The sequence below is a fragment of the Metallosphaera sp. D4-4 genome (assembly GCF_046245145.1).
In the GTDB taxonomy this organism is placed as follows: Archaea; Thermoproteota; Thermoprotei_A; order Sulfolobales; family Sulfolobaceae; genus Metallosphaera; species Metallosphaera sedula.
The window spans coordinates 1994832-2020669 of sequence record NZ_CP176412.1 but is presented as its reverse complement, the minus strand read 5'-3'; the positions used below and the strand labels follow the sequence as shown (position 1 = coordinate 2020669).

Below are 25838 nucleotides of genomic sequence, written 5' to 3'. Positions count from 1 at the left end.
TGCAGATGATACGAACTGCAATAATCGGAGGTTCGGGTTACACTGGTGGAGAACTCCTTAGACTGTTAGCAGTACATCCACAAGTAGAAGTTACAATGGTGACGTCTAGGGAATATGCAGGCAAGCCAATCTCTTTGATTCATCCAAATCTTAAGGGATTTTATACAATGAATTTTACAAATTTTTCAATTGATAAGATAGGAGAAAAGGCAGACGTGGTGTTCCTAGGTTTACCGCACGGTGTTTCGCTCAATTATGTTCCGAAATTGCTTGAGATTGGACTGCAAGTTGTCGACCTCAGTGCAGACTTCAGATTAAAGAACCCTGAAGTATATAAGTACTGGTACGGAATTGAACACCCTTACCCTGACCTTTTACAGAAAGCCGTTTACGGTCTCCCAGAGCTACACGCTGAAGAACTAAGGGGAGCCAAGCTTATAGCCTCACCAGGTTGTAACGCCACAGCAACGATCTTAGCGTTAGCTCCAGCAGTGAAGTGGGGCTTCGTGGGGCAGATGAGGTTCGTTAGTGACGTAAAGGTGTCGAGCAGTGAGGGTGGTGCTAAGCCCTCTGAGGGAAGTCATCATCCCGAGAGACAGAATGCTATTAGGCCCTATGAGGCAGATGGACATAGACATGCAGCGGAGGCCGAGCAGGAACTTTCCTTACTAGCAAACAAACAGGTGGAGGTTAGCATTATTCCTCACGCAATAAGTAGTGTCAGGGGAGCCATGGCCTCTGTCCACATGTGGACAGAGACGGACATGGATGACATGGATATTTGGAAGAAAATTGCTGAATTTTACAGAGGAAAGAAATTCGTAAGAATTATAAGAGGAGGGATTCATCCCTATCCTGATCCCAAGTATATAATTGGTAGTAATTTTGCAGATATTGGATTTGCCAATGAGAAGAGGGTGAGGAGACTCACCATGTTTTCTGCAATAGATAATCTTATGAAAGGGGCAGCTGGCCAAGCTGTACAGAGTTTCAATATATCAAGAGGATTCAGCGAAGATGAAGGTCTTAAATTACCACCTCTGAGGCCTGCGTAGCCATGATTGTGGTGAAGATAGGAGGGAGGGTGGTTAAGAACGCCCTCCAGAACGTTATAGAGAGCGTTCTAAGATACCCGGGAAAATTGATACTAGTCCATGGAGGTGGAGATATTGTCAGCGAGTATACAAAGCGCATGGGCATGGAGCCCACATTTGTTACATCACCTGAGGGCATAAGGAGTAGATATACTAGTAAGGAAGAGTTAGACATTTACGTTATGACCATGGGCTTGATCAACAAGAACATTGTCACGCAACTGATTAGCAAGGGGAAGACAGCAATTGGTATTACTGGAGTAGACGGTGGGTCTATTATTGGGACAAGAAAGAAAAGGATTATGATCTTAGACGAAAGAGGAAAGAAGAGGATAATAGACGGTGGCTACACTGGGAAAATAGTTTCAGTTAATTCTCAGCTTATATCTTCCTTAACGTCTTTAGCTGATGTAATAGTGATTTCACCGATAGCTCTAGATACAGAGGAGAGTACTCCTTTGAACGTAGACGGTGATCAAATGGCCTTTAACGTGGCTAGGGCTGTCAAAGCCGAGGCCCTTCTGCTCCTGTCAGATGTGGATGGTGTGCTTCTGAACAACGCCGTTGTGAAGAAACTTAGTAAGGAGGAGGCAAAGGAGCTAGCCACAAAGATTGGACCTGGGATGAACAGGAAAGTTCTCATGGCTGCCGAGAGTGTGGAGTCGGGAGTTAGTAAGGTAATAATAGGCTCGGGCTTAGTTCCTGATGCAATAAATTCCGCTTTGGCAGGAAGGGGGACTGAGATCTCATGAGCGAGAAAATAGATGCTAAAGACATAAAAATACTGGAAGTTCTGAAGAAGAACGCACGCACTCCATACACTATGATCGCTAAGGACCTGAAGGTGAGCGAAGCTGCAATCAGGAAAAGGATCGAGAAATTGACAAAATTGGGTGTCATAAAGAGGTTTACCATAGATTACGAGCTAGAGAACGAAGTAAAAGCAATAGTTATGGTAAAGTCGACTCCGCAAATACCTACGCCTGAGATTTCTAAAAAAATAGCAAAGACACCGGGCGTAGAAACCGTATACGAGACCACAGGAGATTATGATATAATTGTTATTGTACGGGGAATAAACATCTCATCTATCAACAGGACAATAGATGAAATAAGGAGTATACAGGGTGTTATGGGGACCAATAGTACTATAATCCTTAGGACTTGGTTCTAAGTTCGAACTATTTATTTTCATAAAAGCTTTTGAACACTGAACTACAGATGATGATTCGATCTGCAATGGTTTCGCTAAAATGTCCTGTCTGTGGAGGAGAGGTCCAGGTAGACGACAATGCCTTACCTGGGGAGATAGTAGAGCATGATTGTGGCGCACAGCTTGAGGTATACAGCGATCACGGAAGATTATCCTTGAGGTTAGCGGAACAAATAGGAGAGGACTGGGGAGAGTGATACTAGGAGTTTCCTACGATCTCCTTAGGTGGGAAGAGAGAAATTTAATAGATGAAGCAAAGAAAGCTGGTAATAAGGTAATACCACTTTTTACCAAGGACCTGACTTTTTTGTCAAGCGAAGATGCCGGTTATCAGGATATGGAGGCAGTCATTCAAAGAAACACTAGCCATAGCAGGGCTTCAGCAACGTCTATGCTGTTTGAGACCTATGGGTTTAAGGTATTTAATGATTCCCTGACTCTTAATAGGTGCGAGAACAAACTCCTCACGACATTTCTACTAAGAAGCAGGGGTGTGGCAGTTCCGAGAACAGCAATAGCGTTCTCGAGGGAGAGGGCACTGGAAATAGCTGGAAAACTAGGCTATCCTGTGGTCATAAAGCCTATTGAGGGAAGTTGGGGAAGGATGGTAGCTAGAGCGCAAGACGAGGATACCTTGCGTAGTTTAATTGAATATCAGGAGTTCACAACGCTTCAGTATAAGACGATCTTTTACATCCAGGAGTACGTAAATAAACCGGATCGCGACATTAGAATCTTCGTTATAGGTGATGAGGCTCCAGTGGGAATATACAGGGAAAATCCCAAGAATTGGAAGACTAACACTGCACTGGGTGCCATAGCTAAGCCCTTAAAGATAGATGAGGAGTTGAGGGAACTAGCCTTAAAGGTGAAGGAAGTAATTGGAGGGTTTTTCCTCGGAATAGATATCTTTGAGGATAAGGAAAGAGGTTACCTTGTGGGAGAAGTGAACGGTGTACCGGAGTACAAGAATACGGTAAGGGTAAATCAGTTCAATGTTAGTGGTTTCCTTTTAAACAAGCTCACAGAGGTAATTAAGAAATGAAACTAATCACGTTTTACGGGTCAAGAGGATTAAGGATAGTAAAGGGAGAAAATCAGTATGTCTGGGACGATAAGGGAAGAAGGTATCTGGATCTTCACGCGGGACATGGCGTGGCCTTTCTAGGTCATAGAAATCCTAAGGTTGTGGAATATCTAAAGAGACAATTGGATACCATTATCACCTTAACCACCGCCTTTGATATTGACATAAGGGATGAAATGCTGAAGGAGATAGATGATCTGAAGCCTGAAGGTATGGATAACATATTCCTACTTAACAGTGGGACTGAGGCTGTGGAACTTGCCATGAAGATAGCTAGGAAAATCACTGGAAGAAAGAAGTTCATTGCGTTCAAGAATTCGTTCCATGGGAGGACTATGGGTTCTCTTTCGATCACATGGAACAAGAAATATAGGGAGCCCTTTGAGCCCCTCATTTCTCCCATCGAGTTCTTGGAGTTTAATCAAATAGAGGAACTTAAGAAGCTAGACGATAGCGTGGCTGCAGTTATTCTGGAACCAGTACAGGGAGAGGGAGGCGTAATACCAGCTAAGCCAGAATTTGTAAAGGCGTTAAGGGAGGAGACCGAGAGAAGGGGAATACTTCTGGTTTCCGATGAAGTGCAGGCTGGTTTTGGGAGAACAGGCAAGGTGTGGGCGTATCAGCATTATGGGATAAGGCCAGATATCTTGACTGCAGGGAAGGCCATAGGAGGAGGATTTCCGGTTAGCGCGGTTTTCGTCCCAGATTCAATAGCTGAGAAGTTGGGCGAAGGGGATCATGGAACCACTTACGGAGGCAACCCGATGGCAGCGGCCGCGGTCACTGCTGCATCAAGAGTGCTCAAGGAAGATAAGGTGCCCGAACAAGCTAAGGTTAAGGGCGAAACGTTCATGAAAATGCTTAGGGATGCATTGGTGGACTTCAAGTCGGTCAGGGAAGTCAGGGGATTGGGGCTAATGATAGGTGTTGACCTTAGGCTTAATCCAGGTACTGCAATAAAGGTGCTCCAGGATAATGGTGTGCTATCTCTTAAGGCCGGTGTCTCGACCATAAGGTTCCTATCACCCTACATGATAACTAATCAGGACATGGAGTTGGCAGTTGATGCAACTAGAAAAGGAGTTGCTGAAACAGAAGGCAAGAAAACTTCTTGAGCAATTATTAAGCGTTTATACGCCTTCAGGCCAGGAGGGTCTAGCCAAAGGGATTTTTCAGAACATAGCTGATGAGCTGAATCTGAATCTGTATGTGACTTCGACGAATTCCTTTTTCCTTGGTGATGGAGAAATACTACTAGCCTCCCACATTGATACTGTCCCAGGTTACATACCACCTTCAATATCAGACAATGAGATTACAGGAAGGGGAGCAGTAGACGCAAAGGGACCTCTAGCTTCAATGATACTTGCATCCTGGATAATGAACGAGAGGGGTTGCAAGGTTCAGGTGGGTGCTCTGTCGGATGAGGAGAATAAGAGCGCAGGAGCTAGGGAACTAGTTTCCTCAGGAAAAAGATTCTCTCACATAATTGTGGGTGAACCCACTAACACAACCCATATCGCTGTGGAGTACAGGGGATTACTGAGGATTAATGTTAACTGTCACGGGAAACCAGAGCACTCTTCATCAGCCACGAATAACATAATCCTCAAGTATATTCCCGCCATCCTAGAGTCCTCACAACTTCCTTCACAATATTCTTCTCCGAGTATTGTCCCAACCATAGTTAGGAGTGGCGACTCTCCCAACGTTACCCCAAGCGACTTTTACGTCCATTTTGACGTGAGGTATCCATATGGAATCTCAGAAGGTGATATTATATCCAAGATGTCTGAGAAGTTCGAAGGATGTGACCTGACCGTGGGTGAATCCATTCCCCCTGTGAAAGTTGGACCCTCAACACCTGCTGTAAGGGCACTCATGAGGGGGTTACTTCAACAGGGAGTAAAGCCATCCTTGGTGAGAAAGGGAGGAACGAGTGATATGAACTTGCTAATCTCTATTACCCCCAGTATAGCAACATATGGACCCGGCGATTCTAGATTAGAGCATACTGAGTTTGAAAGGATAACTCTCGATGAAATATATATAGCCACACTCACCTATGTCAATGCACTAGAAGAGTTATGCTTAAAGCGTTGATGAAACCCCTCTATCCCATTTACGAGCAGATACTTTGGAGGGAGATAAGGAAGGGGCCTATACCCAACCATGTTGGAATCATACCTGACGGAAATAGGCGATGGGCCAGAAGTAACAACTCCTCCATAAATGAAGCTTATCTCATGGGCTATAAGAAGCTAAGGAACGTCTTAATCTGGTTATTGGATCTGGGTGTCAAGAACGTTACGGTGTTTGCGCTTTCCACAGAGAATTGCACCAAGAGAACTAGGACCGAACTAGACGTCATTATGGGATATATAAAGAGGGGAATCGAGGAGATGGTCACAGAGAACTTCGTTGATAGGTATAGGATAAAGGTCAGGGCTATTGGTAAACTTGAAATGGTCAGTGATGATTTACGTGAAACCGTGAAGAAAGTAATGGAAAGATCAGCCAACTACTTGGATAGAAAGCTCACCCTTGCCATCTGCTATGGCGGGAGACAGGAGATTCTTGATGCGGTTTCTCGGATGATAAGGGACACGAACAAGAAGGATCTATCAAACCTGACAGAGGAGGAGTTCAGGAAGTATTTTTATGACGAGGAATTGAGTGATATTGATCTAGTCATCAGGACATCAGGAGAGATGAGGATAAGTAACTTCCTTTTGTGGCACCTTGCCTATTCAGAACTCTTTTTCTGTGAAGCCTATTGGCCAGACTTTAGGAGAATTGATCTCTGGAGAGCCATAAGGGCATATCAAAGACGAGTGAGAAGGTTCGGGGCTTAACCTTTTTAATCCTCGGGCAAATGATTTTCTGAACGCTAATGGGTGTATATCAAGGTAGGGACTTGAGGAAAATTACAGGCGGAAAGAAGAACGTATCAAGGGGGAAGAGGAAATTCGAGATAGGTAGCCAGCCCACAGAAACAAAGGTTTATTCCGAGGATATAAGAGAGAAGGCAAGAGTGTTGGGGGGAAACGCTAAGGTGAGGCTCACGTACGCTGCTTACGCTAATGTAATAAACTTGAGCGATGGCACGGCCAAGAAGGTAAAAATTTTAGAGGTTATTGAAAGCTCTGCAAACAGGGAATATGCTAGAAGAGGAATAATAGTAAAGGGATCCATAATTAGGACTGAGATCGGGAAAGCATTAGTTACGTCCAGACCTGGACAACATGGAGTCATCAACGCTATACTGATGCAACAATGAGCTTAAGGGATTTTGAGAAGGAGAGGGTCGTTGTTTGGCTGGCCTACTTTATAGCTCCAAGCAGAAGGAAGGGTAGGAGATTTCCAAGGCTGAAGGTAACACTAAAGGACCTTCTTGATTCGTCCAAGGCATTAAATCTAGACCCTATTGTTTTAGAGAAGGAGCATCCAGCTAGTAAGATAAAGGGATTAGTTGCGGTGAAGAAGTTAGGCTCTAAGGAGGCCACCGTGAAGGCAATTTACCAAAGGTTAAAACAATCACCCCAATCAGGCAGTTACAGAAACCCATGAGTCGAATTTTGGTCCGGTTCAGGCATTTCGCAGGAATTAGTTCTCACCTGAAGTATGGCACAGCTCACTATTTAATCTGTAACGTGTCTAGAACTTTAAATGGTCTCAGTTGTTACTGGAGGAGCAGGTTACATAGGAGGACATCTAGTGGATGCCTTACTTCAACAGAGCAATCAAGTGCTAGTGCTGGACGATCTTTCAAGTGGTAACTACATTAATTCCATGGCTAAGTTCCAGAGGATAGATCTTCGGTCACAATCTCCCAAGCTTGAGAGTTGCGACGCAATGTATCACCTAGCAGCTAACCCAGACGTGAGAACGTCCATGGAGAATATTGAGGAACATTTCGAAAGGGATGTAAAGGCTACCCTTAATGCACTGGAGTCAGCCAGGAAATCGGACTGCAAGTTCTTCATGTTTTTCTCGTCTTCTACAGTGTACGGGGAGGCAAAGACCCCCACCCCAGAGACTGCGGAGACAAATCCAATCTCCAACTACGGTCTCTTCAAGTTAATGGGGGAAGAAATGACGAGGTTCTACTCTCAGAATTATGGGATAACGGCCCTATCCCTAAGGCTAGCAAACATTACGGGTGGTAGAGTTTCTCACGGCGTAGTAATAGATTTCATTAAAAAGTTAATGAAAGACCCCACAACCCTCGAAATTCTGGGAAATGGGAAACAGCGCAAGAGCTACCTTCATGTTAACGATCTCATTCAGGCGGTTCTTTTCCTTAAGGATAGACACAGGCGAGGATACGATTACTTCAATGTGGGGAATGAGGATTGGATAACCGTAGACGAGATAGCTAGTATCGTGGAAGAGGAAATGGGACTAAGGCCTGTTCATGTGTACCGGGATGCAGATAACGGAAGGGGCTGGAAGGGAGACGTGAGATTAATGTTGCTCGACATCTCTAAGATAAAGTCCCTCGGTTGGGCACCGACTCTCTCCTCTAGGGAAGTGATTAGACGGGCTACGAGGGAAGCATTAAGGTTGTTAGGCTATGAGAAGGTTTAGGCTAATTGGAGCCTTAATGGTCACCTTTTCCATTCTTATTATTATCTTATCATTCGCTAATCTATTTCTAGGATACAGGTTTGAGATATTTCAGAAAATACCTCCTATACTCATCCATTTCATAGAGTTTCTAGTTATTTTAATTGTGTTTGGGTACATAGCCTATACTGGGATCATTATGTTAACTATTCCAGACGATGAGAGATGACTCTCTCAGTCCATTCAATTAGTGGGTGGGTCTTTTCCCTGTGAGGGGTGATTTCCCATTCAGCCCACATGGTTATTTTCAATCCTCAAATCATTTTGACTTATCCCTCGCGCTACTCGATTGCGTCAGAAGTCCCCATACGTGAACTACCCACGCGTATGAGGGGCTTCAGGGAGTGAAGGATAGGGTATGGCTCGTTTACTTTAAATATCCACTTGATCTATTTTGCTTAGCTTTACCCTGGGCTCGTAGCTTAGCCAGGTAGAGCGACGGGCTCTTAACCACAACGGGAGGTACCCGTAGGTCCCGGGTTCGAATCCCGGCGAGCCCGCCACACTTATAGTTCTCGCTTCTATAACTCTTGGCAAGGACTGTAATACAGGAATCTTGTAAGCCTAAGTGCTGGCTTCGAGCTCTATCTCATGAGGATCTTTCTGATCTCATTCCAGCTTATTGTATTTTCTAGTTTTAGCAGAGCATTATCTAAGGTCAGGAATTTCATTTCATTCACCAGGCTTGATGCGTATAGCATTCTGTCGAAATAGTCTTGGATTGTCTCCATGTATTTATCAGCCATCTCCTCAACCTCCGGCGTTGTTACATCAATCCGGTGAAGCTCATTGTTATTTAGTATATATCGTAGACCGTCAATATAATCTTCTAGTCGATACTCAATTCCCCTTCTTCGAAGCCGTAAGAGCACTCACTTAGCTTCAACTAGCGACAGTGGACTATAACTAGCTTCAAATTGCCTGATTAATCGGGAAAGAGATCATTGAAATCTTCAATCCCTATGTCCACGTTAAATAGAGGCAAGAGGAAAGATGTATCAAGAAGAATTTTCTCCTTCAGCGATTTCACGCTGAACTTCCTCGCTTATTTCCTCAAACTCCTCAGGGGTTAGTTTAACCGTTTTCCTTTTTGATAATAGATCCTCCAGAGATGGTATCACGTCGATTATTATCCTGTCTCGCTCTATTCTGACTTCAACCTCAGAATTTACTTTAATCCTTGTTTTCTGCCTAAGAGCCTTTGGAAGATACAGCTCCCCTTTCTTTCCGACTCTCACCCTGTATTTCTCCACATGATTATCTTTACCGTATTCTAAATAAACGTTCCGAAAATTGACATGATATTCCCACAGTCCTACTAGCTCTAGTACTCCTTGCATTGGAAAGCTACTATCGTGAACAAAAAGATACCAATCTAGCTTACCTGACACAAATAGATTATGAAGTGAGATTTACATGTCATGAAGTAAGTTCCAAAAATTTATATCGTAGAGTTTTTCATGTATGACGGGGGGCCCGTAGCTCAGCTAGGTAGAGCGGCGGGCTTTTAACCCGTAGGCCCCGGGTTCGAATCCCGGCGGGCCCGCTACATCCCCCCACTTTTCACGCTACAGCGTTCTAGGAGAGATATTGACGAATAAACCCTAAACTTAACATAGAGAGGTCTACAAGGACTTTTCCACTCCATTTTGCCTTGAGACTAAGACGAACAGCGCAACATTCAGCAAGGATTGAAATTACTTAGTGACGGACTTTCTGTGCACTCTAGTGTGTTCAGATCATAGCCGAAACTCGATCTATCAGACTGACATAGCTTAAACTTTTACCGTCTACCCTGATATAATATCTCATGAATAGAAGACTACTTATTTATTCTTCAATCTTCTCAGTAGCCTCCTTTGGAGTAGCAGCAGTCATGAGCCTTTCGCTCTCCCTCTACGCCCTTAGCGTGTTTCTTGATCCAATTCTTACTCTCACAATCCCCCTCATAATAATCTCGGTTGGGATTCAACTGATTAATGAGAAAAACGGCCCACTTCTTGTGGGGCTAATAAGTGCACTCCTCTACGGGCTATTCTTCCTTCTCTTCTTAAGCGCGACCTTCCTGGTTGTGGGTGTAGTTGTAGAGGCTGTGTCTAGGAAAGTGGGTTACAGGGGATTTAAGGCAGTAATGGTCAACACGACCCTAGCTGGAGGACTTGCCGGGGTGCTCAGCGTTGTGTTCGGCTTCATCTTTCTCGGGATACCTGCTATTCACGAGCTTCCCCTTCTAACCTTGGCCTTCAGTCTCCTTTATTTTGGAGAAAGCGCAATCATGGGAGTAATATCCAATAATATAGGAAAATTCCTCATTAAATCAGGTGTGATAAAGTGAAATGGAAGGTATGGTATGGTACATTTTATGCCTCCTGCGTCGTTATAGCTTCCTATCTTGTCCCACTCTGGAGCTTAGTAATTTCCCTTGGATTAACATATAAACAATACAGGTTTATGATACCTGAAATACTGGCGCTCTTCCTCTCCTACCTTGTCACCTCCCACTTCAACCCCTTAATCTTCACGTATGTGATGAGGGCTTTCACTTTCATAAACGTCTTCCTCTCCCTTTCCGAATTTCTTGATAGGGTATCCTTAGTGGGCCTAGTGGGCGAGAAGGGGATACCACTGGTGATAACGTTAAGTTACATTCCGTTATTCTATCAGTTGGCCTCAGATGTGTTCTTCTATAGGAGGGCAAGAAAACTAGGTTTCAGTGTTGAAAAGTTATCAAGACCCATAGTCGTTGAGATGGTGAAGATAGCGGAGGACTTAAACAAGGCCTACGAAATAAAGTTACACGGTAAATTCTCTAGGAGAATAGACCTCAAGCCCTCAAAATACGATGTCCTACCCATTACTGCGGGGGTTGTTACAATTTGCTTGTCATTACTCATCCCTATCTCCCTGGTAAAGTAGAGCTGGAGAGGGACGAGATAGTAGGACTGGTGGGAAGGAATGGGAGCGGTAAGACTACCCTGATCAACTCCATTCTTTGTCAGAGGCACAATGTGTTACTGGACGACCAAGATTTCTGTGAGAGAAAGGATTACTCGCTGCTCTCTGCTGTATTCCAAGACCCTAGTTCCCAAATTCTGGCCACTACTCTTGAAGATGAGCTTAGACTAATGTCCCATTTTCATCATGTGAATTTTGAGATCGGGAAGAGGTTAATGGGTCCCTACTTCTCCACGGATTTCTTCAAGTTGTCCGATGGATATAGGAAAAGGTTTGTGATATCCTCGGTGCTCTCCTACGGACCTGAGTACCTGCTAATCGACGAGCCACTATCTAACCTCGACGACGAGGGAATCAAACTTGTCCTAGGCTCAATACCAAAGGGAAGTCTAATATCAGAGCACAGGACTAAACATCTCCTCAACCTCGTTCAAAGAGTTTACCTTTTGTCAGGAGACGTGCGAGAGGTTGACAAGGAGAAGCTGGAGGACCAGGAATTCTTGAGGAGGAACGGACTCAGGGGGTTTCAGATAGAGTATCAAAGAGGGTCACCAGGATCCGAGATTCTAGACGTTCAAGTGGGGCTGAGGTTGAAGGTAAGAGAGGGAGAGGTGGTCTGTTTAATAGGTAAGAACGGTGTCGGAAAGACCACCATACTCAGGAAACTCTCCAAGAAGATATACTCGGTCTTTCAGAACCTTGATTTGCAGTTCTTTTACGAGACCGTGGCTGATGAAGTGGGTAATGATGACGCGCTTTCCCTTTTCGGTCTCACTGAACTGAGGGAGAGAAGCCCCTTTACGCTTAGCCTAGGTCAGAAGATGAGGGTGCTTATAGCCTCAGCCTACGCTTCAGGTTACAAGGTCATAGGACTGGACGAGCCTACCACAGCCATGGACGGTGACGGATTACAAAATTTTGTGAAAATGGTCGAACTTTTAAGGGAGGAAAGGAGAGGTTTAATTTTGGCTACTCATGACAAGGACGTTATTCCCATCTGCGACCAAATAATCTCTTTAAGTTGAGGATCGCGATAAGAATCATGCTACAGGACATCCTATCCGCGCTGAACCTGGTGGGGATAGTATCCTTCTCGATATCAGGTTCTTTAAAGGCCTTTGAGAAGAAGTTGGACCTATTGGGCGTGTTTGTACTGGGTTTTTCCACAGCACTTGCAGGAGGTATAATCAGGGATATCCTTCTCGGTATCTATCCTCCAACCAACCTTAGGGTAATGGATTATCCACTACTCGCCATCTTAGGCTCGGTCCTTGCAGTGTTCTTTTACAGGTACATAGAGAACCTTTCAAAGGCCCTACTTATCGCTGATGCCATAGGGCTAGGTACCTTCACCGCCACGGGGGCAGAGATAGCCATAGAGCATGGACTCAACGTAATAGGGGTAGCGATATTGGCCTCAATCACGGCAGTTGGGGGAGGAGTAGTTAGAGATCTTCTTTCCAATGAGGTTCCGAGCGTCTTGAAAAGGGACTTCTATGCTACCCCCACGATTCTAGGTGGTCTAATCTTCTATCCCTCCTACAGTTTATTAGGGGGAAGTTCTGCCCTTATCTCTACGTTTGTGTTCGTAACCGTCCTTAGAATAGTAGCGATACTAAGAAAGTGGGAACTCCCGAAAGTAGGCCTGAGCCGTTAGGCCCAGGGAAAGTGTAATTCAAGGGTGAAGGAAAATTCCCGTTCGGAGTATCACGTAAATGTTCGGGGTCAAATTATTTTTAGTGTGGTGGATAGTAGTGGTCGGATAAACCATGGGAATCGATCCCAACTTCAGGACATCTAGGCCAGTAACCGGGGATCACGCTGGCCACAAGGTATATGCGCCGGCTGACCCTCCACCAGTTCCAAAGGAGAAGGCACTGGGGATTCATGGGACCATAGTGGGGGTGGACTTCGACCTCTGCTTAGCCGATGGCTCATGTATAAACGCATGTCCAGTGAACGTGTTTCAGTGGTACGATACACCTGGTCATCCGGCCAGCGAAAAGAAGGCGGACCCGGTCAATGAACAGGCGTGCATATTCTGTATGGCCTGCGTGAATGTATGCCCAGTGGCAGCAATAGATGTGAAGCCTCCATAACTTTTTCCCCTTCTATGGCAAGGTCCTACGCACTACTTTGTTTTCCAGACTTTCTAAAATGAGGAGATGGTATCCAGATCTCTTCTTACGTAGTAGAGGTTGTAAATCAAGATCAAACTAAGTTTAGAATAGTCTTATATTGTTCAAGGTTTACAACGACATGTTGGGTAACAGGTCAAAGTTGTACAACGCTGGGTGGACCGGAAGAAACAAGAGGTTCAGGATTAGTAAGAGACTTGCTTTAAAGTTAGCAAGGCAACAGAGCAGGTATTCCCAAAGGGCAAATAGGAGCTGGATCAGAAGAATATTTCAGCCAATTCTGATTAAAGAGTAGCCGACAATATCGTTATCATGAAAGATTTATTGGGTGATTATGAGCCCCGTGGTAAGGTAATACAGGGGGTAGGTAAGTTCATAGCCTTTGGATTAGACGATCCATTTCATTTAACGACTGTGACAGGTTTAGCCATTTACGGTGCGGGTAAATTAATGGAGAGAAGAAGCAATTATGGGATCAGGAGGGCCAAGCTCGATATGACTCTAACAATGCTGGAGTTAAAGAACTTAGTAGAAGAGATTCACGGAATAAGGATTCAATAATACCTTCTTTCTTATTGTAGACTAGTTCTCGGTCATAAAGTCAAGTTTTAGAGGTTTAGGGTACCGGCAAGATATATTAGGAGTCCAGAGAATAATCTTCAATGCTTGATGACATTGTAATTGGACTTAGTATCATAGTATCCATATGGAGCGTCTATAACTCTGCCTTCGCTATCTACGGGTTGTCCTGGAAATCCGATGAGCCCAAAACCTCCTCAGGCCCATCCTTTTCCTTGTTAGTTCCGGTGAGGAACGAAGAGAAAGTCCTAGGGAGACTCCTTGAAAGGCTAGTTAACCAAGAATATGATAGGTCAAAGTATGAGATAATTGTCCTAGAGGACGGATCTACAGACAACACGTTAGGGGTATGCAATAAATTTTCAGAAATGTATAGTATTATCAAATGTGTCCATCTGGAAAAGAGCAATGTCGTTAATGGGAAGAGCAGAGCCCTCAATTATGGATTGAAAATATCAAGGGGAGATATTATAGGCGTATTTGACGCCGATACTGTACCTAGACTTGACGTGTTAGGTTATGTAGCCCAGAAGTTTATTTCTAATTCTAGAGTAGGAGGCGTACAGGGAAGGTTAGTCCCCATCAATGTTAGGGAAAGCATAGTGGCTAGGTTAGCCTCGCTAGAAGAGTTGTTCAGTGAGTACTCGATTTCAGGAAGGGCCAGAGCAGGCCTTTTCGTACCACTTGAGGGTACATGTAGTTTCGTTAGGAGAGATGCCTTGGAGAAAGTGGGAGGTTGGAACGAGAATGTACTTACAGAGGACCTAGATCTCAGCCTAAAACTAACAAGCTTGAACTATTTGATCGTTTACTCACCTTCTGTTCAGAGCTGGAGGGAAGTCCCGGTTACATTCAGTTCACTAGTTAGGCAGAGATTAAGGTGGTACAGGGGTAACTTTGAGCTTACCATGAGGATCTCTAGGTTTAAGTTTACTTGGAGGTTGGTAGATGCAGCTATGTTAGTAGGCACTCCAGTATTCATGGTTTTAAGCTTGGCGAACTATTCCCTTGTCTTTATTTACTCATATCAATTGCACGTCCTTATAGCTGCTATTATCTCGTTTTCGTCCATGATGACTCTTCTTCTAATAATTATGATATCCAGGAGACATATGATTGAAACAATTTATATAATTCTATCCGCATTATATCTTAATTTTACCATAAGTCTCCATTTAATTTCCATTGTTCTAGAATTGGCTGGCGCACCTAAGGGATGGAGTAAGACGGAAAGGTCTGGTAAGATCACGGTAGATGTGCCGAGACCATAGATGCCTAGTTGAGATGCTGGCTCTCTGAGTCCGAGTATTCATGGTATTGTACTAGATAGTTCATGACAGGCAGGATCTACCTTCTCCCAATTGATGGGACTTGAATCCAAAGAAATATCTCTAACTCCATCCACATTTACCTTGACATGATGCAAAGACCCATTGCGATGACAATAGCAGGAAGTGACTCAGGAGGAGGGGCTGGAGTTCAGGCAGACCTCAAGACCTTTACATCTCTTGGCGTGTTCGGCGTATCTGTCATAACTGGTTTGACTGCCCAGAATACAGCTAGAGTCACCAAGGTCCTGGAAGTCCCCCCAGAGTTTGTGGAGTCCCAATTCGATACTATAATGGAGGACTTTCAGGTTAAGTATGCCAAGACAGGAATGCTTGCATCGAGCAGGATAGTTGACGCTGTGGAGAGAAAGCTGACACAATATGGAATTAACCTAGTCCTAGACCCAGTTATGATATCAAAGAGTGGTTACCCTCTAGTAACCGAGGAAGTGGTAAGGGATATAGTGAGGCTAGCTAGAAAATCCCTGATAATAACCCCCAACAAATATGAGGCGGAAAGACTAACTGGATTTAGGATAAGAACTCGAGATGATCTAAGAAATACAGCATTGCACCTCTATAAGAGCTTGGGTGTAAACGTTGTGGTAAAGGGAGGGAAAGCCATTGGAGGATATGATTTCGCAGTCGTTGATGGCGATGAGATTGAGCTACGTGGAGAATTAATAAATACCGATAATCTTCACGGGAGTGGTGATGTATTTTCCGCCTCAATTACGGCCTTTCTGAGCAAGGGTCTTAATCTACGCGACGCGTTAAGGGAGGCTAAGAAAGTTGTAAGTGAGGCAATCAAATTCTCTCTTGCAATTGGTCACGGGAACGGGCCAGTGGATCCTTTCTCCTCTGTGGAGAGGGTGGTTAAGATTAACCAAGCCAGGGAGGATCTCGAGAGACTTGTGGAATTTCTTGAAAGGAACAAGGAAATCGTTAAGAAAATGATAACTCATGAGGAAAAAATGAACATTGGTGTCCTAACAGAGTATGGGGATTTCGCAACTTTAGCCGGGGGGATCATAAGGTACATTGACTGGATTAAGGTAGATGGTCCCATTGTGGTGAACTGGTACTACAATATAGTACACAAGGCCTTGAAACAAACTGGCAAGAGGCTTGGTATTTTGGTGTCCTTGACAAACGAGATATTAAATGCTTGTGAGGGCGGTAAACTGAAAATTTCTGAAAGTGGAATTTACGGCGATCTGGTAATGATAGATGGGAGGGCAGTCTTGGTGGGAAACAGTTTAAGTGAGATTATGGAGAAACTGGAGGTCCTGAGGAATTGATAACCGTAGTGGGAAGTTATAACCTTGATATGACGTTCAAGCTCAATCACTTTCCTATACCTGGAGAGACAGTATTTGCTCAGGAAGTCAGAGTAGGTCATGGGGGAAAGGGCTCCAATCAAGCAGTCTCAGCTTCTAGATTGGGAGCAAGAGCGAGGTTCGTAGGCGCAGTCGGAAATGACGCGAATGGTAAAAATGCGATAAACTTTCTCAGCTCTGAGGGCGTGGATACCTCATGTGTAAGGGTGAAGAATGCCCATACCGGATCGGCTTACATCTTACTCAATGGTGGTGGAGAGACTATGATAGTGGTGAACCGAGGGGCAAACTACGAATTAACCCCAGAGGACCTAGACGGGTGTCTAGAGGGGAAAGTATTGCTCACTCAGCTCGAGATCAGGGAAGATGTGGTGAAGAGGGCACTGTCAGGGTTTTCCGGTATCAGGATTTTGAACCCCGCTCCCGCAGAGTTAAATGATGTTGAAATACTCAATTATGTGGATATATTAACCCCCAATGAGGTTGAGTTCCAGGAGATCAGTAATTCAGATGATATGTCGTATGGAGCACAGATATTGCTAAAGAGGGTCAAACGTGCTGTGATAGTGACTCTTGGAGAAAACGGTGCAATAATCTATACCAAGAGCAAGTCGGTGAGGATACCCACAATCAAGGTAAACCCCGTGGATACCACTGGCGCAGGCGACGTCTTTAATGCAGCTTTGGCGGTTTTCCTTGAAAGGGATTACGACCTGGAGACCGCGGTTGAAAAGGCAAACATTATAGCCTCGTACTCAGTTACCACTTATGGAGCGCTTGGACCAACGTGGAAAGAGATCAAGGAAAAGTACCCGGAAATCCCACTCCCATGAGTGTCCAGGTCTCTGTGATCTAGAGGACGCAGATGAGAGGGTATAGGAGTGAAAATCACATTTCTAGGTACAGGGGCAGGAAGTACCGCAGGATCGAGAAGGTTTAAGGCAGGAATACTAGTTGAGGGGAAGGAAGGGAAGATTGTGTTGGATTTTGGGTCAGGTATTAACATGAGATTGGAGGACATGCGCGTAGTTCCTGACGCCGTCTTCATAACCCATTTGCACATTGACCATTTCTCTGGAATATTTGATCATCTCGTGAGAAGACAAATCGATAGGGTACCAGAACTCAAGGTATTCTCTCCGCCTGGATTTTCAGAGGTACTTAGAGTCTACCAAAAGACTAATAACATTTCAGCTCAGGTTATGGAAGACCACCTCCCCTCAGGAAAAATAGGTGATCTAGAGGTCTATTCCTTGGAAGCCTGTCATAAGATATACGCCGTGTCCTATATCATCACAGACGGAAAAAGGAGAGTACTTTACTCAGGCGATACCCTGGAGCCCTGTGATACAGTGCTAAGAGAGATATCAGGGGTTGACCTGGTTATCCATGAAGCCAGTTGCTTAGAGAACTGTAAGGAATGGGGACATACCTCTGTTAAGGAGGCGATTAACCTGTTTAGGAACCCTGTCCTAACTCACGTCCCAGCACAGCTCGAGGGTGAGGTTGAGAATTCCGTGAAGGGCAAGGCCTTACTCGCTAAGGACGGGTTGAGTTTGGATGTGTAGATTTGTCGCCTTCGCGGGAAAGGGGGAAATTGACGGCGAAGTTATAGGAGCTCTCATGAAATCTTCAAGGAAAGACGTTCTTTCCAGTAACTCGCATCCAGACGGATGGGGATACGCCATCTATGTACTGGATGGTGAATGGAGTAGATTTCAATATGCGTCTGCGAGACCTATGTACGCTGATGAAAACGTCTCAATTCTATATACGATTAGGGGAGAAAGGATAGTCGGGATAATTCACGCTAGGAAGACTTTGAAAAGGTTTCTCACGGGGGTTTCTCACGCTCATCCATACCACATAAGGGCAGGCCCCTATGACCTCTTCTTCGCCCACAACGGTTCAGTCTCCAGATCCGCGTTCAAAGACTCCGATTTGCCATATACTGATAGCTATATGATACTCAGGGAAATAGCTAAGGAGGTCTCCTCCATGGATCCAGCTACGGCGTATTTGAGAGTGATGAGTAGATTAAAGGGAAATGCCACCAGTTTAAATTCAGCTCTTCTCTCTTATGCTGAGGGGACAGGGCCCGAATTATTTGCGTACTACTATTATAATAGAAATAACATGAGAGAGATGGAGGAGTATTACAAGATGTATTCTCACGATTCCTACGTTTATTCTGCCACGGTCAACTACTATCTAGGGGGGAGAGGGAAAGAATTGCCCCTTGATAGGGTATACAGGATCAACTAGGTTCAATTCCCAGCTAGTTTAATACATGGCAGGGCAAGAGTTTATACCTTGAGACTAATCTTGGGTTTTTACAATCAAATAATTCAGATATTCTTTCTAGAAGATCTATGGCTTAAGTTCATAAACATGTGGAAGAATAATTATTCTCATGAAAGAACATTTGGTTGAGGCCAAAATAATTGATTACGGTAAGCTAAAAACTATACACAGCGACATAGTTTACTACGTGTCCTACTATAAAACGTTAGAGAAATCAGGAGTAAAGACCAAGCCCTCTCCCCCTCCCAGCCTGAAGGACATGAACGTAATTTATACGAAGCCAAGGATAGGTCCCCTGAAATTAATTGGAGAAGGACCAGTTTACAAGCTAGATAAGGTAGGGGCAATTGTGAGTGTGGACTTTCCAGGAACTCCTCTATATGCCATAGTGGACTTTGAGGATAGCATTAGGGTATATCTTGCGTATCCAGTGGAGGACCCTATTGTGGGAATAGATCTAGGAATAAGACACCTGTTCACAGTGGTTGCAGTTACCAAGAACGGAAAGATATACAAATCAAAGTACATAGGTAACGGTAGTATCATGGAGACCTTTACTAAATACATGAGCGAGACGCAGGGACTCTCCTATGTCAGGGAGATAAGGGAAAAGGTCAGGATATCTTTAAGGGAGTTGATGGATTTCCTTGTCGAGTTAAGCCCTAAGATTGTTGCGTTAGAGGATTTGAGATTATATGACGCGAAGATAGGCAGAGGTCTCAAACTGATCGAAGATGAACTGGAGAGGGAATTGTTGGAGAAAGGGATAAGATTCAGGAGATTGGATCCTAGAAACACCTCGAAGGTTTGTTCCCAGTGCGGGTACAAGAAAGGTGAAGTTATGGGATCCCTGTTCGTGTGTCCAGCGTGCGGATATAAGGTGGACAGGGACTTCAACGCTGCATATAACCTCGCACTGAAGTGTTACTATACCTGTTAATAGTACGAGTGGTCAAGCCAAGGTAAATCGTTTTATCTAGCTATCTACTATTCTGTCATGAATTATAAGAACAGGGTACAAAGGGTAAAGGAGCGTCTAAAGGGAAAGGCGGACTACCTTGTTCTGGGCCCTGGAAGTAACATGTTTTACCTCACGGGTTTCACGGAGGAACCAATGGAGAGACCGATCCTCCTGATACTCGGAGAACAGGATTACATGATAGCCCCAAAGATGTATGAACAACAGTTATCAGGTCTCAGCCTAGAAGTAAGAACTTACGTGGACGGAGAAGATCCCTATTCTCTTTTACAGATCAAGAAAGGTTCTTCTCTTGCTATCGACGACCAACTTTGGTCAATGTTTCTAGTTAGTATACTTAATAGGTTCTCCCCATCGGACCTAATCCTGGTTTCACCACTCATAGCTCCAATAAGATCAGTTAAGGATGAGGAGGAGATAGGGATAATGAAGGAAGGGTTGAAAATTGCAGAGCAATCCTTCATGGAATTTATTTCGAGGGTTAAGGAGGGGGAGACGGAATGTCGCTTGTCGCAGATATTGGAGGGGATTTTCAGGGAGAATGGAGTAACGCCATCCTTCTCTACAATCCTCACCTCAGGTCCAAACACGGCAATGCCACACCTGAGATGCACTGAGAGGAAAGTGCGTAAAGGAGAACCTGTGATTGTGGATTTTGGTATCAAATACCATGGGTATTCCACAGATACCACAAGGGTCGTTACTATTGGGAAGCCATCACAGGAGGTGACAAAAATTTGGGAAATAGTTCACGAGGCTGTGGTAAAGGCTGAGGAGTCCACCTATGGATTGTCGGGGATGAAGATAGACCAAAGGGCTAGAGGCGTCATAGAAGGTAGGGGCTACGGTAAATACTTCATTCATAGAACCGGACATGGAATTGGAATAGACGTTCACGAGTTCCCCTACATCTCTCCCGACAACGGCGATGTGATACCTAGGAACTCCGTTTTTACCATAGAACCTGGGATCTACATACCCGAGAAATTTGGGATTAGAATCGAGGACATGGTCATTATGCGAGACAGGGCGGAGGTTCTCTCTTCCTTGCCTAAGGAGATCTATCAAGTCTAGCCTCGAATAACCCTCTTCAGTATCTCAACTCCGGCCTTGATCTGCTCCTCATTGGGAACTGTGATACTCAGCCTAGCCATTGTCTCTCCGCCCCGTAGGAAGAAGTCCTTAGCAGGAACGAAAGCTAGGCCTTGCCTTACCGCTTCCTCCAAAACTCTATGGGCATCCCTCTTAAGGTCAAGCAAAAGGAAGAACCCGCAACTGGGCTGATTAAACTCTGATATCCCTGCATCCGTTAGGGAGTCCACAAGGACTTTCATTTTCTTCCTGTAGTGCTCTGGAAGAATCTTCGTTCTAGATAAAATGAATCCAGATCTCAAAAGGCGCGAGACGACATACTGATTTAGAGTTGAAGTGGAAAAGTCCAGTTGTTCCATGAGGCTCAACTTCTCCGCTATTTCTGGAGGGGCTACCACGAAACCTATCCTTAGACCCGGTGCCAAGATCTTACTGAAACTGCTGACGTGTATGACCCTGCCACTACGATCGTAATTTTTTAATGGAGCTGGAACGCACCCAGCTATGGGTCTGTAAGGGTCGTCTTCTATCACATAGAAGTCCCTTTCCTCAGCCAACTCAACCAGTATCTTCCTCCTTTCCTCATTCAAGTTCACTCCAGCAGGGTTATGACAGTCCGGTATCACGTAGACTAGGTCTGGCTTAACTATCTTGGTAACGAGCTCCAGCTCATCTGTGGAAATACCTTTTCCATCCACAGTGACGGGTATCGTGACTGAAGCCCTTAACTTAAAGGCTGAAAAAGTCTCCACGAAGGTTGGGTTCTCCACCACAACAGTCCCGTTCTCGAGGAAGTACTTCGACAACAACTCTATGGCGTGTTGAGCACCACTGGTTATGACTATTGGATCCTTACTTCTTAAGCCTATGGCAGGAAGATATTTGTTCACTTCCTCAATTAACTCCTGCTGACCTCCGGCACCTGGGTAGAAAAGTGATCTTGGGCCCAGGTCGGCCAGCACTTCCTCGTAGGCTCTTCCTATCTCATCAACTGGAATAGTTGACGGATCGGGTGACCCGCTGGCCATGTTAATTTTTACGTTACGCCCGAGCCTAGATCCCATCTCCACGGGCGAGAGTTCTATTTCTCTTCCTATCCTTGAGACCATTTTCCTCTTACCTCCAGCTTTGTACCAGCTCCCTTATCCTTGGCCTTAAGATAGAGCCTCTTCATGACACTAACATCCTCTAGGCCTATACCAACTGACTTGAAAATAGTTAATCCAGGCTCCACGGAAACCTTCCCACTTACCAACTCGGAGAGTGTGACTAACTTGTTCCAGTCCATCATTCCCATCTTCTCGGCTAAGATTAGGTCTCCCGCCTCCTCCTTCGCCTGTTCCTTATCCTCCACCGCGACTATTTTAGACGCCTTGATCACTTCTGGGAAAAGCTCTACCCTTTCAGGTAGATTAGATCCCATGGCGTTTATGTGAGCCCTTTCCTTCAGATAATCCAGTTTCAGGATCGGAGAAGTCGCGGTAGTTATAGTAACCACTACCTCCACCCTTGAAACTAAATCCTTCAAGTTGGGAACTGTCTCGAGCCTAATTCCCATCTTTGAGAGAGCTTCCTTTGCCCTTGCCTCTCTCTCCTGGCTCCTTGTATATCCCATGATCTTGAGCCCAGGTTTAAGAGAATGGAAAGCCTCAACCTGGGCTATTCCTTGCTTTCCTAGTCCCACTATCCCTACAGACGAGTAGTCTCTCCTGATGATGTCCGAAGCAAGTACCGAGAGAGCACCTGTCCTCAGGAGAGATAACCTATCGGCCTCAGATATCATGAGAAGCTCTCCATCACCCGAGAAAAGAAGCGACACAAAGTTTCCCCTTATGTAAGTTTTAAAGCCAATATACCCCTCCATTGCTCCAGCCTGATAGGTAAGGGTAGACCCTGAAAATGACGTCCTAATTCTTTTTGTGTTTACAGCCTTCTTGTTATCTTCAAGGATAAATGCTTCCCTTAAGGCATCATATGCATCCTTAAAGCTTAGAAGGGAATTCACCTCATTCTCCTTTATTAAAAGCGTCAATGAAGGTCCTCAGTAAGATAGGGGCCCAATTGCTTAAAAATAGAACGGTTTAACCATTGATTTTATGGAGTTAACGCCCAGACTGCAGGATATTGTTAACATCATTAGAAACAAAGGAGAAATAAACATCCAGGATATAGCTCTTTTCCTTAAGGTCTCACCTAAAACCGCAAAGGGATATGTAAGAGAACTTGTTAGGTTAGGTTACGTGTCCATGGACGAGAGTGGGAACGTGAAACTAATTTTAGCGTCAGAGAATCCAATTGAACGAATAACCAAGATAGTTGAAATACACGAGGGCGAGATCTCCATGCTTAGGAAGCAGATTGAGGAATTGAGGGAAGAGCTTCAGAAACTTAAGAAAAGGGGAAAGAGTTAAGGCATGACATGACCAGGCTTTCTTGAAGGAAATTGGTTTCATGATATTCTCTGGAAAATCTAATGATTCCAGTCTAAGATTTCGATCTGCATAAATTCCACATATCATCTCCGATCCAGTGCAATGCAGACGCCACTTTCCCCCTTTTGTTCTTTAGGGCTTCGTCTGCCCCTTCCACGGTATTCATGATGGCGACTGGCTGATCAAGCTTCGTCTTTACCACAAGAAGACGGCCCGGTTTCACGTCTCCAGAATGCTCCACAACGCCAGGCGCGTAAAGGTCTGCTCCTCTGGCGACAGCCTTCACTGCGCCCTCGTCTATCTTTACCCAGGGAAGGTTAGTTCTGTGCTTTAAAAGGAAACATAGTGTTGGAGTCAGATTCTCGCCGAAAAAACTCAGAACATCATCCACAAAGTAAAACAGTTGTCTTTTCTCCTTTCCTATCTCGATCTTATCTGATGTCAGATCTACACCATAGAGATTTCTAACTTTCTCCTTGAACTCCTTGGCCTCCTTTTGGGAAAGGAGATGTCTCTGCAACCTACTGGTCACCTAATACCTTCTCCAATAAGATAGGCATGGTACTGAACTTCTTCTTCAGACAACTGGAGATCGCATTGGATATAACCGGAGTTCCTACGACCGTCCCGGCCTCGCCTATTCCCTTGCTTCCAGTGGGATGGGGTGAAAGACCGTTGGTGAGATACTTCCATGTGAAGCGTGGGGTCTCTACCGCTGTGGGTAACGCATAGTCGCCAAAGGTAGGATTCTGTAAGGTACCATCATTAATTACGGCCTCCTCATATAAGGCCTGGCTTATTCCTTGAAGCGCACCTCCGTGGATCTGTCCCTCAGCCAATAGGGGATTAATAACGTTCCCCACGTCATCGACGGCAATGTATTTCTTCACGCTAATTAGTCCAGTCTCCCTATCTATCTCCATTAATGCCATGTGAACTCCATAAGGTGATGTGGGCTTTTTGACCGGATAGACGGAGGTCACATCAAGGGAAATACCGAGCTTATAGGCTGACTTGATGATCTCAGCTAACTCTAGACTTTTTCCAGTCTTTTTATGAACCACTTTGCCCTCCCTATACTCTACCTCCTCTACGTCAGCTTCAAGGGCTTTCGCGCCAGCCTCTGTTAGCCTTTTCCTAAGTTCTTGAGAAGCCATTATTACTGCCGAGCCTCCAATAGTAACTGTTCTACTTCCCCAAGTCCCAATTCCATCTTCAATCACATCAGTATCTCCCCACCTGACCTCCACAAGATCCATGGAGATTTCCAAGGCATCGGCTGCGAGCTGTGCAAAAGCAGTTGCATCACCTTGGCCGTGCGGTCCAGTGCCAGTGACCACAACTATCCTTCCGTCGTACTTAGCGTAAACCCTGGCTGTCTCCCAGGGGCCGAACGCTGTTATTTCAACGTACATCGCCAGTCCTACGCACTGGTTGTCTTTAGCTTCAGCCTTAAGTTGTTCATAGTATGATTTAGCTGAGTTTAGTAACTCTGGGTAGTTTCCGGAATCATAGGTTATACCAAACACGTTAGTGTAGGGCATCTCCTCAGGTCTTATCACGTTTCTGAGCCTGACCTCTAGCGGGTCCAGCTTCAGCTCTTCAGCTATCTCCTCGATTATACTTTCAATGAAATAGGTAGCCTCTGGTCTACCGGCTCCCCTATATGAGGTAGTCGGAGTTAGGTTAGTGTTAACGCTGTAAGCAGCGACAAACCCATGCTTTATTCTATACGGTCCAGGGAGCATCCTAGCGGCGCTCATGACGTTCCCAGAATCATCGTCGTTGGCATCACGATAGGGAGCCCCTAGATTTCCCACCACAGTTCCAACAACTGCCGTGATAGTTCCGTCCCTCTTTACACCAACCTTGTATCTCAGCCACTTATCTCTTCCATGTCCAGCGCTCAGCATCTCTTCTGTTCTCGTGGGTATCCACTTTAGGGGGATCCCAAGTTTAAGGGCAAGGAAGCTCACCGCATATTCCTCTGGGTGAGTTATTATCTTGCTCCCAAAGGCCCCTCCCACGTCTGGTTGAATGACCCTGATATTCTGTATTCCCAGGAAGCTCACCAGGTTTCTCCTTAAATAGTGCGCCGACTGAGTAGAGGACCAGACGTTCAGCCTATTACCGTCAAACCACGCTAGAGTCCCCCTAGTTTCCATGGGCGAAGCTATAATCCTTTGGTTATGGAGTTCTCCAGATAACACGATTGGAGATTGTTCCAGCTCCTTCTTCGCCTCCCCGCCAAAGAACTCCTTTTTGGCGTAAATATTACTTTCAGCCTTAGAGTAGACCTTGACCTTGTCTTCCATGGCCCTGAAAGGATCTGTTTCATAGGGTAGTTGCTCGTATTCCACTTCAACGCTCTCTAAAAGATCGTAAGCCTCATATCGGTCCCTGGCTATCACTGCTGCAATAGGTTGACCTGCATATGTGACTTCGTTAGACGGAATAGGAAAATCCTTCCCTGGATTTATTTGAGAACCAGTGAAAACGTTCTGACTTGGTTTAACACTAATCCGCGCGTGTGGATATTTAGATCTTACAAAGGCCACATAGTAGGTCCCCGGTATCTGGATGTCGTCAACAAATGAACCCCTTCCTGTTATAAGCTTCGGATCCTCAACCCTTCTAACGGGTTTACCTACGTATCTCATTTGTTTTT

At 45.0% G+C, this 25838-nt stretch carries 33 protein-coding genes and 2 tRNA genes; 29 read left to right on the top strand and 6 right to left on the bottom strand.

The window, feature by feature from the left end; genetic code table 11:
- Window positions 1-5 precede the first annotated feature (5 nt).
- The 13 genes from argC to ACI49J_RS10890 all read left to right on the top strand — a co-directional run bounded on the left by argC (window position 6) and on the right by ACI49J_RS10890 (window position 8526).
- Window positions 6-1055, top strand: a complete 1050-nt coding sequence (gene argC / locus ACI49J_RS10950) for an N-acetyl-gamma-glutamyl-phosphate reductase (RefSeq protein WP_240253941.1) — start codon at window positions 6-8, stop codon at window positions 1053-1055.
- A gap of 2 nt (window positions 1056-1057) precedes the next feature.
- Window positions 1058-1846 (top strand): [LysW]-aminoadipate/[LysW]-glutamate kinase, encoded by a 789-nt coding sequence (locus ACI49J_RS10945; RefSeq protein ID WP_409366420.1) that lies wholly within the window; start codon window positions 1058-1060, stop codon window positions 1844-1846.
- Entirely contained in the window at window positions 1843-2268 is a 426-nt protein-coding gene (gene lysM / locus ACI49J_RS10940) for an HTH-type transcriptional regulator LysM (protein ID WP_011921311.1), read from the top strand. The genes ACI49J_RS10945 and lysM overlap by 4 nt, the downstream gene beginning before the upstream one ends.
- A 65-nt stretch (window positions 2269-2333) precedes the next feature.
- The gene (gene lysW/argW, locus ACI49J_RS10935) at window positions 2334-2504 is read left to right on the top strand and encodes an alpha-aminoadipate/glutamate carrier protein LysW (protein ID WP_048060222.1); all 171 of its coding nucleotides are present in this window, start codon (window positions 2334-2336) and stop codon (window positions 2502-2504) included.
- Window positions 2501-3352 carry a lysine biosynthesis protein LysX gene (gene lysX, locus ACI49J_RS10930; RefSeq protein ID WP_240253946.1) on the top strand — a complete coding sequence of 284 codons (852 nt, stop codon included), beginning with the start codon at window positions 2501-2503 and terminating at the stop codon, window positions 3350-3352. Before lysW/argW ends, lysX begins: the two co-directional genes overlap by 4 nt.
- Window positions 3349-4509, top strand: coding sequence for a [LysW]-aminoadipate semialdehyde/glutamate semialdehyde transaminase (lysJ, locus tag ACI49J_RS10925; RefSeq protein ID WP_409366419.1), 1161 nt, complete (start codon window positions 3349-3351; stop codon window positions 4507-4509). The genes lysX and lysJ overlap by 4 nt, the downstream gene beginning before the upstream one ends.
- Window positions 4460-5497, top strand: coding sequence for an N-acetyl-lysine deacetylase (locus ACI49J_RS10920; RefSeq protein ID WP_240253950.1), 1038 nt, complete (start codon window positions 4460-4462; stop codon window positions 5495-5497). Before lysJ ends, ACI49J_RS10920 begins: the two co-directional genes overlap by 50 nt.
- Window positions 5482-6249: a polyprenyl diphosphate synthase gene (uppS, locus tag ACI49J_RS10915; RefSeq protein ID WP_240253952.1), complete on the top strand. Its 768-nt coding sequence runs from the start codon at window positions 5482-5484 to the stop codon at window positions 6247-6249. The genes ACI49J_RS10920 and uppS overlap by 16 nt, the downstream gene beginning before the upstream one ends.
- Before the next feature lie 38 nt (window positions 6250-6287).
- On the top strand, window positions 6288-6674 hold the full coding sequence (locus ACI49J_RS10910) for a 30S ribosomal protein S8e (RefSeq protein WP_011921317.1): 387 nt from the start codon (window positions 6288-6290) through the stop codon (window positions 6672-6674).
- A complete protein-coding gene (locus ACI49J_RS10905) occupies window positions 6671-6964 on the top strand; it encodes a hypothetical protein (protein WP_240253954.1) in 294 nt (97 codons plus the stop codon). Before ACI49J_RS10910 ends, ACI49J_RS10905 begins: the two co-directional genes overlap by 4 nt.
- A 99-nt stretch (window positions 6965-7063) precedes the next feature.
- The gene (locus tag ACI49J_RS10900) at window positions 7064-7984 is read left to right on the top strand and encodes an NAD-dependent epimerase/dehydratase family protein (protein WP_240253956.1); all 921 of its coding nucleotides are present in this window, start codon (window positions 7064-7066) and stop codon (window positions 7982-7984) included.
- Window positions 7971-8192: a hypothetical protein gene (locus tag ACI49J_RS10895; protein WP_240253958.1), complete on the top strand. Its 222-nt coding sequence runs from the start codon at window positions 7971-7973 to the stop codon at window positions 8190-8192. Before ACI49J_RS10900 ends, ACI49J_RS10895 begins: the two co-directional genes overlap by 14 nt.
- 242 nt (window positions 8193-8434) lie before the next feature.
- Window positions 8435-8526, top strand: a tRNA-Lys gene (locus tag ACI49J_RS10890).
- Between the two features lie 81 nt (window positions 8527-8607).
- Here ACI49J_RS10890 and ACI49J_RS10885 read toward each other — a convergent pair.
- Window positions 8608-8769 carry a hypothetical protein gene (locus tag ACI49J_RS10885; RefSeq protein ID WP_409366418.1) on the bottom strand — a complete coding sequence of 54 codons (162 nt, stop codon included), beginning with the start codon at window positions 8767-8769 and terminating at the stop codon, window positions 8608-8610.
- Window positions 8770-9021: 252 nt separating this feature from the next.
- On the bottom strand, window positions 9022-9276 hold the full coding sequence (locus ACI49J_RS10880) for an AbrB/MazE/SpoVT family DNA-binding domain-containing protein (protein ID WP_048059944.1): 255 nt from the start codon (window positions 9274-9276) through the stop codon (window positions 9022-9024).
- Between the two features lie 219 nt (window positions 9277-9495).
- Here ACI49J_RS10880 and ACI49J_RS10875 point away from each other — a divergent pair.
- The 15 genes from ACI49J_RS10875 to ACI49J_RS10805 all read left to right on the top strand — a co-directional run bounded on the left by ACI49J_RS10875 (window position 9496) and on the right by ACI49J_RS10805 (window position 20720).
- Window positions 9496-9569 (top strand) — tRNA-Lys (locus ACI49J_RS10875).
- Between the two features lie 264 nt (window positions 9570-9833).
- Complete coding sequence (locus tag ACI49J_RS10870) at window positions 9834-10358, top strand: hypothetical protein (protein ID WP_240253970.1); 525 nt, start codon at window positions 9834-9836, stop codon at window positions 10356-10358.
- Window positions 10355-10939, top strand: coding sequence for a hypothetical protein (locus ACI49J_RS10865; RefSeq protein ID WP_409366417.1), 585 nt, complete (start codon window positions 10355-10357; stop codon window positions 10937-10939). The genes ACI49J_RS10870 and ACI49J_RS10865 overlap by 4 nt, the downstream gene beginning before the upstream one ends.
- Window positions 10900-12003, top strand: coding sequence for an ATP-binding cassette domain-containing protein (locus ACI49J_RS10860; RefSeq protein WP_409366416.1), 1104 nt, complete (start codon window positions 10900-10902; stop codon window positions 12001-12003). The genes ACI49J_RS10865 and ACI49J_RS10860 overlap by 40 nt, the downstream gene beginning before the upstream one ends.
- A 17-nt stretch (window positions 12004-12020) precedes the next feature.
- Window positions 12021-12635, top strand: coding sequence for a trimeric intracellular cation channel family protein (locus ACI49J_RS10855; protein WP_011921325.1), 615 nt, complete (start codon window positions 12021-12023; stop codon window positions 12633-12635).
- Window positions 12636-12747: 112 nt separating this feature from the next.
- Complete coding sequence (locus ACI49J_RS10850; protein ID WP_011921326.1) at window positions 12748-13077, top strand: ferredoxin family protein; 330 nt, start codon at window positions 12748-12750, stop codon at window positions 13075-13077.
- 139 nt (window positions 13078-13216) lie between these two features.
- Window positions 13217-13411 (top strand): hypothetical protein, encoded by a 195-nt coding sequence (locus tag ACI49J_RS10845; RefSeq protein WP_048059945.1) that lies wholly within the window; start codon window positions 13217-13219, stop codon window positions 13409-13411.
- Between the two features lie 14 nt (window positions 13412-13425).
- Window positions 13426-13677 (top strand): hypothetical protein, encoded by a 252-nt coding sequence (locus ACI49J_RS10840; RefSeq protein WP_048059946.1) that lies wholly within the window; start codon window positions 13426-13428, stop codon window positions 13675-13677.
- 101 nt (window positions 13678-13778) lie between these two features.
- Entirely contained in the window at window positions 13779-14966 is a 1188-nt protein-coding gene (locus ACI49J_RS10835; protein ID WP_011921328.1) for a glycosyltransferase family 2 protein, read from the top strand.
- 146 nt (window positions 14967-15112) lie between these two features.
- A complete protein-coding gene (gene thiD / locus ACI49J_RS10830) occupies window positions 15113-16324 on the top strand; it encodes a bifunctional hydroxymethylpyrimidine kinase/phosphomethylpyrimidine kinase (RefSeq protein ID WP_011921329.1) in 1212 nt (403 codons plus the stop codon).
- Window positions 16321-17196, top strand: coding sequence for a ribokinase (locus ACI49J_RS10825; protein ID WP_011921330.1), 876 nt, complete (start codon window positions 16321-16323; stop codon window positions 17194-17196). The genes thiD and ACI49J_RS10825 overlap by 4 nt, the downstream gene beginning before the upstream one ends.
- Window positions 17197-17244: 48 nt before the next feature.
- Complete coding sequence (locus tag ACI49J_RS10820; RefSeq protein ID WP_011921331.1) at window positions 17245-17931, top strand: MBL fold metallo-hydrolase; 687 nt, start codon at window positions 17245-17247, stop codon at window positions 17929-17931.
- Entirely contained in the window at window positions 17924-18628 is a 705-nt protein-coding gene (locus tag ACI49J_RS10815; protein ID WP_011921332.1) for a class II glutamine amidotransferase, read from the top strand. Before ACI49J_RS10820 ends, ACI49J_RS10815 begins: the two co-directional genes overlap by 8 nt.
- 148 nt (window positions 18629-18776) lie before the next feature.
- Window positions 18777-19607 carry a zinc ribbon domain-containing protein gene (locus ACI49J_RS10810; protein ID WP_011921333.1) on the top strand — a complete coding sequence of 277 codons (831 nt, stop codon included), beginning with the start codon at window positions 18777-18779 and terminating at the stop codon, window positions 19605-19607.
- A gap of 57 nt (window positions 19608-19664) precedes the next feature.
- Complete coding sequence (locus tag ACI49J_RS10805) at window positions 19665-20720, top strand: Xaa-Pro peptidase family protein (RefSeq protein WP_011921334.1); 1056 nt, start codon at window positions 19665-19667, stop codon at window positions 20718-20720.
- Here the strand turns inward: ACI49J_RS10805 and ACI49J_RS10800 are convergent.
- Together ACI49J_RS10800 and ACI49J_RS10795 are read right to left on the bottom strand one after the other, a co-directional pair.
- On the bottom strand, window positions 20717-21847 hold the full coding sequence (locus ACI49J_RS10800) for a PLP-dependent aminotransferase family protein (protein WP_011921335.1): 1131 nt from the start codon (window positions 21845-21847) through the stop codon (window positions 20717-20719). The two genes, ACI49J_RS10805 and ACI49J_RS10800, sit on opposite strands and share 4 nt — an antisense overlap.
- Window positions 21832-22743 carry an ornithine cyclodeaminase family protein gene (locus ACI49J_RS10795; RefSeq protein ID WP_409366415.1) on the bottom strand — a complete coding sequence of 304 codons (912 nt, stop codon included), beginning with the start codon at window positions 22741-22743 and terminating at the stop codon, window positions 21832-21834. Before ACI49J_RS10795 ends, ACI49J_RS10800 begins: the two co-directional genes overlap by 16 nt.
- Before the next feature lie 91 nt (window positions 22744-22834).
- On the opposite strand from ACI49J_RS10795, the gene ACI49J_RS10790 reads away from it, so the two are divergent.
- Window positions 22835-23149 (top strand): winged helix-turn-helix transcriptional regulator, encoded by a 315-nt coding sequence (locus ACI49J_RS10790; protein ID WP_011921337.1) that lies wholly within the window; start codon window positions 22835-22837, stop codon window positions 23147-23149.
- A gap of 73 nt (window positions 23150-23222) precedes the next feature.
- On the opposite strand, the gene ACI49J_RS10785 is transcribed toward ACI49J_RS10790, so the two are convergent.
- Window positions 23223-23702: an RNA-binding protein gene (locus tag ACI49J_RS10785; RefSeq protein WP_225938824.1), complete on the bottom strand. Its 480-nt coding sequence runs from the start codon at window positions 23700-23702 to the stop codon at window positions 23223-23225.
- Window positions 23692-25830 carry a xanthine dehydrogenase family protein molybdopterin-binding subunit gene (locus ACI49J_RS10780; RefSeq protein WP_240253980.1) on the bottom strand — a complete coding sequence of 713 codons (2139 nt, stop codon included), beginning with the start codon at window positions 25828-25830 and terminating at the stop codon, window positions 23692-23694. Before ACI49J_RS10780 ends, ACI49J_RS10785 begins: the two co-directional genes overlap by 11 nt.
- Between the last annotated feature and the right edge of the window lie 8 nt (window positions 25831-25838).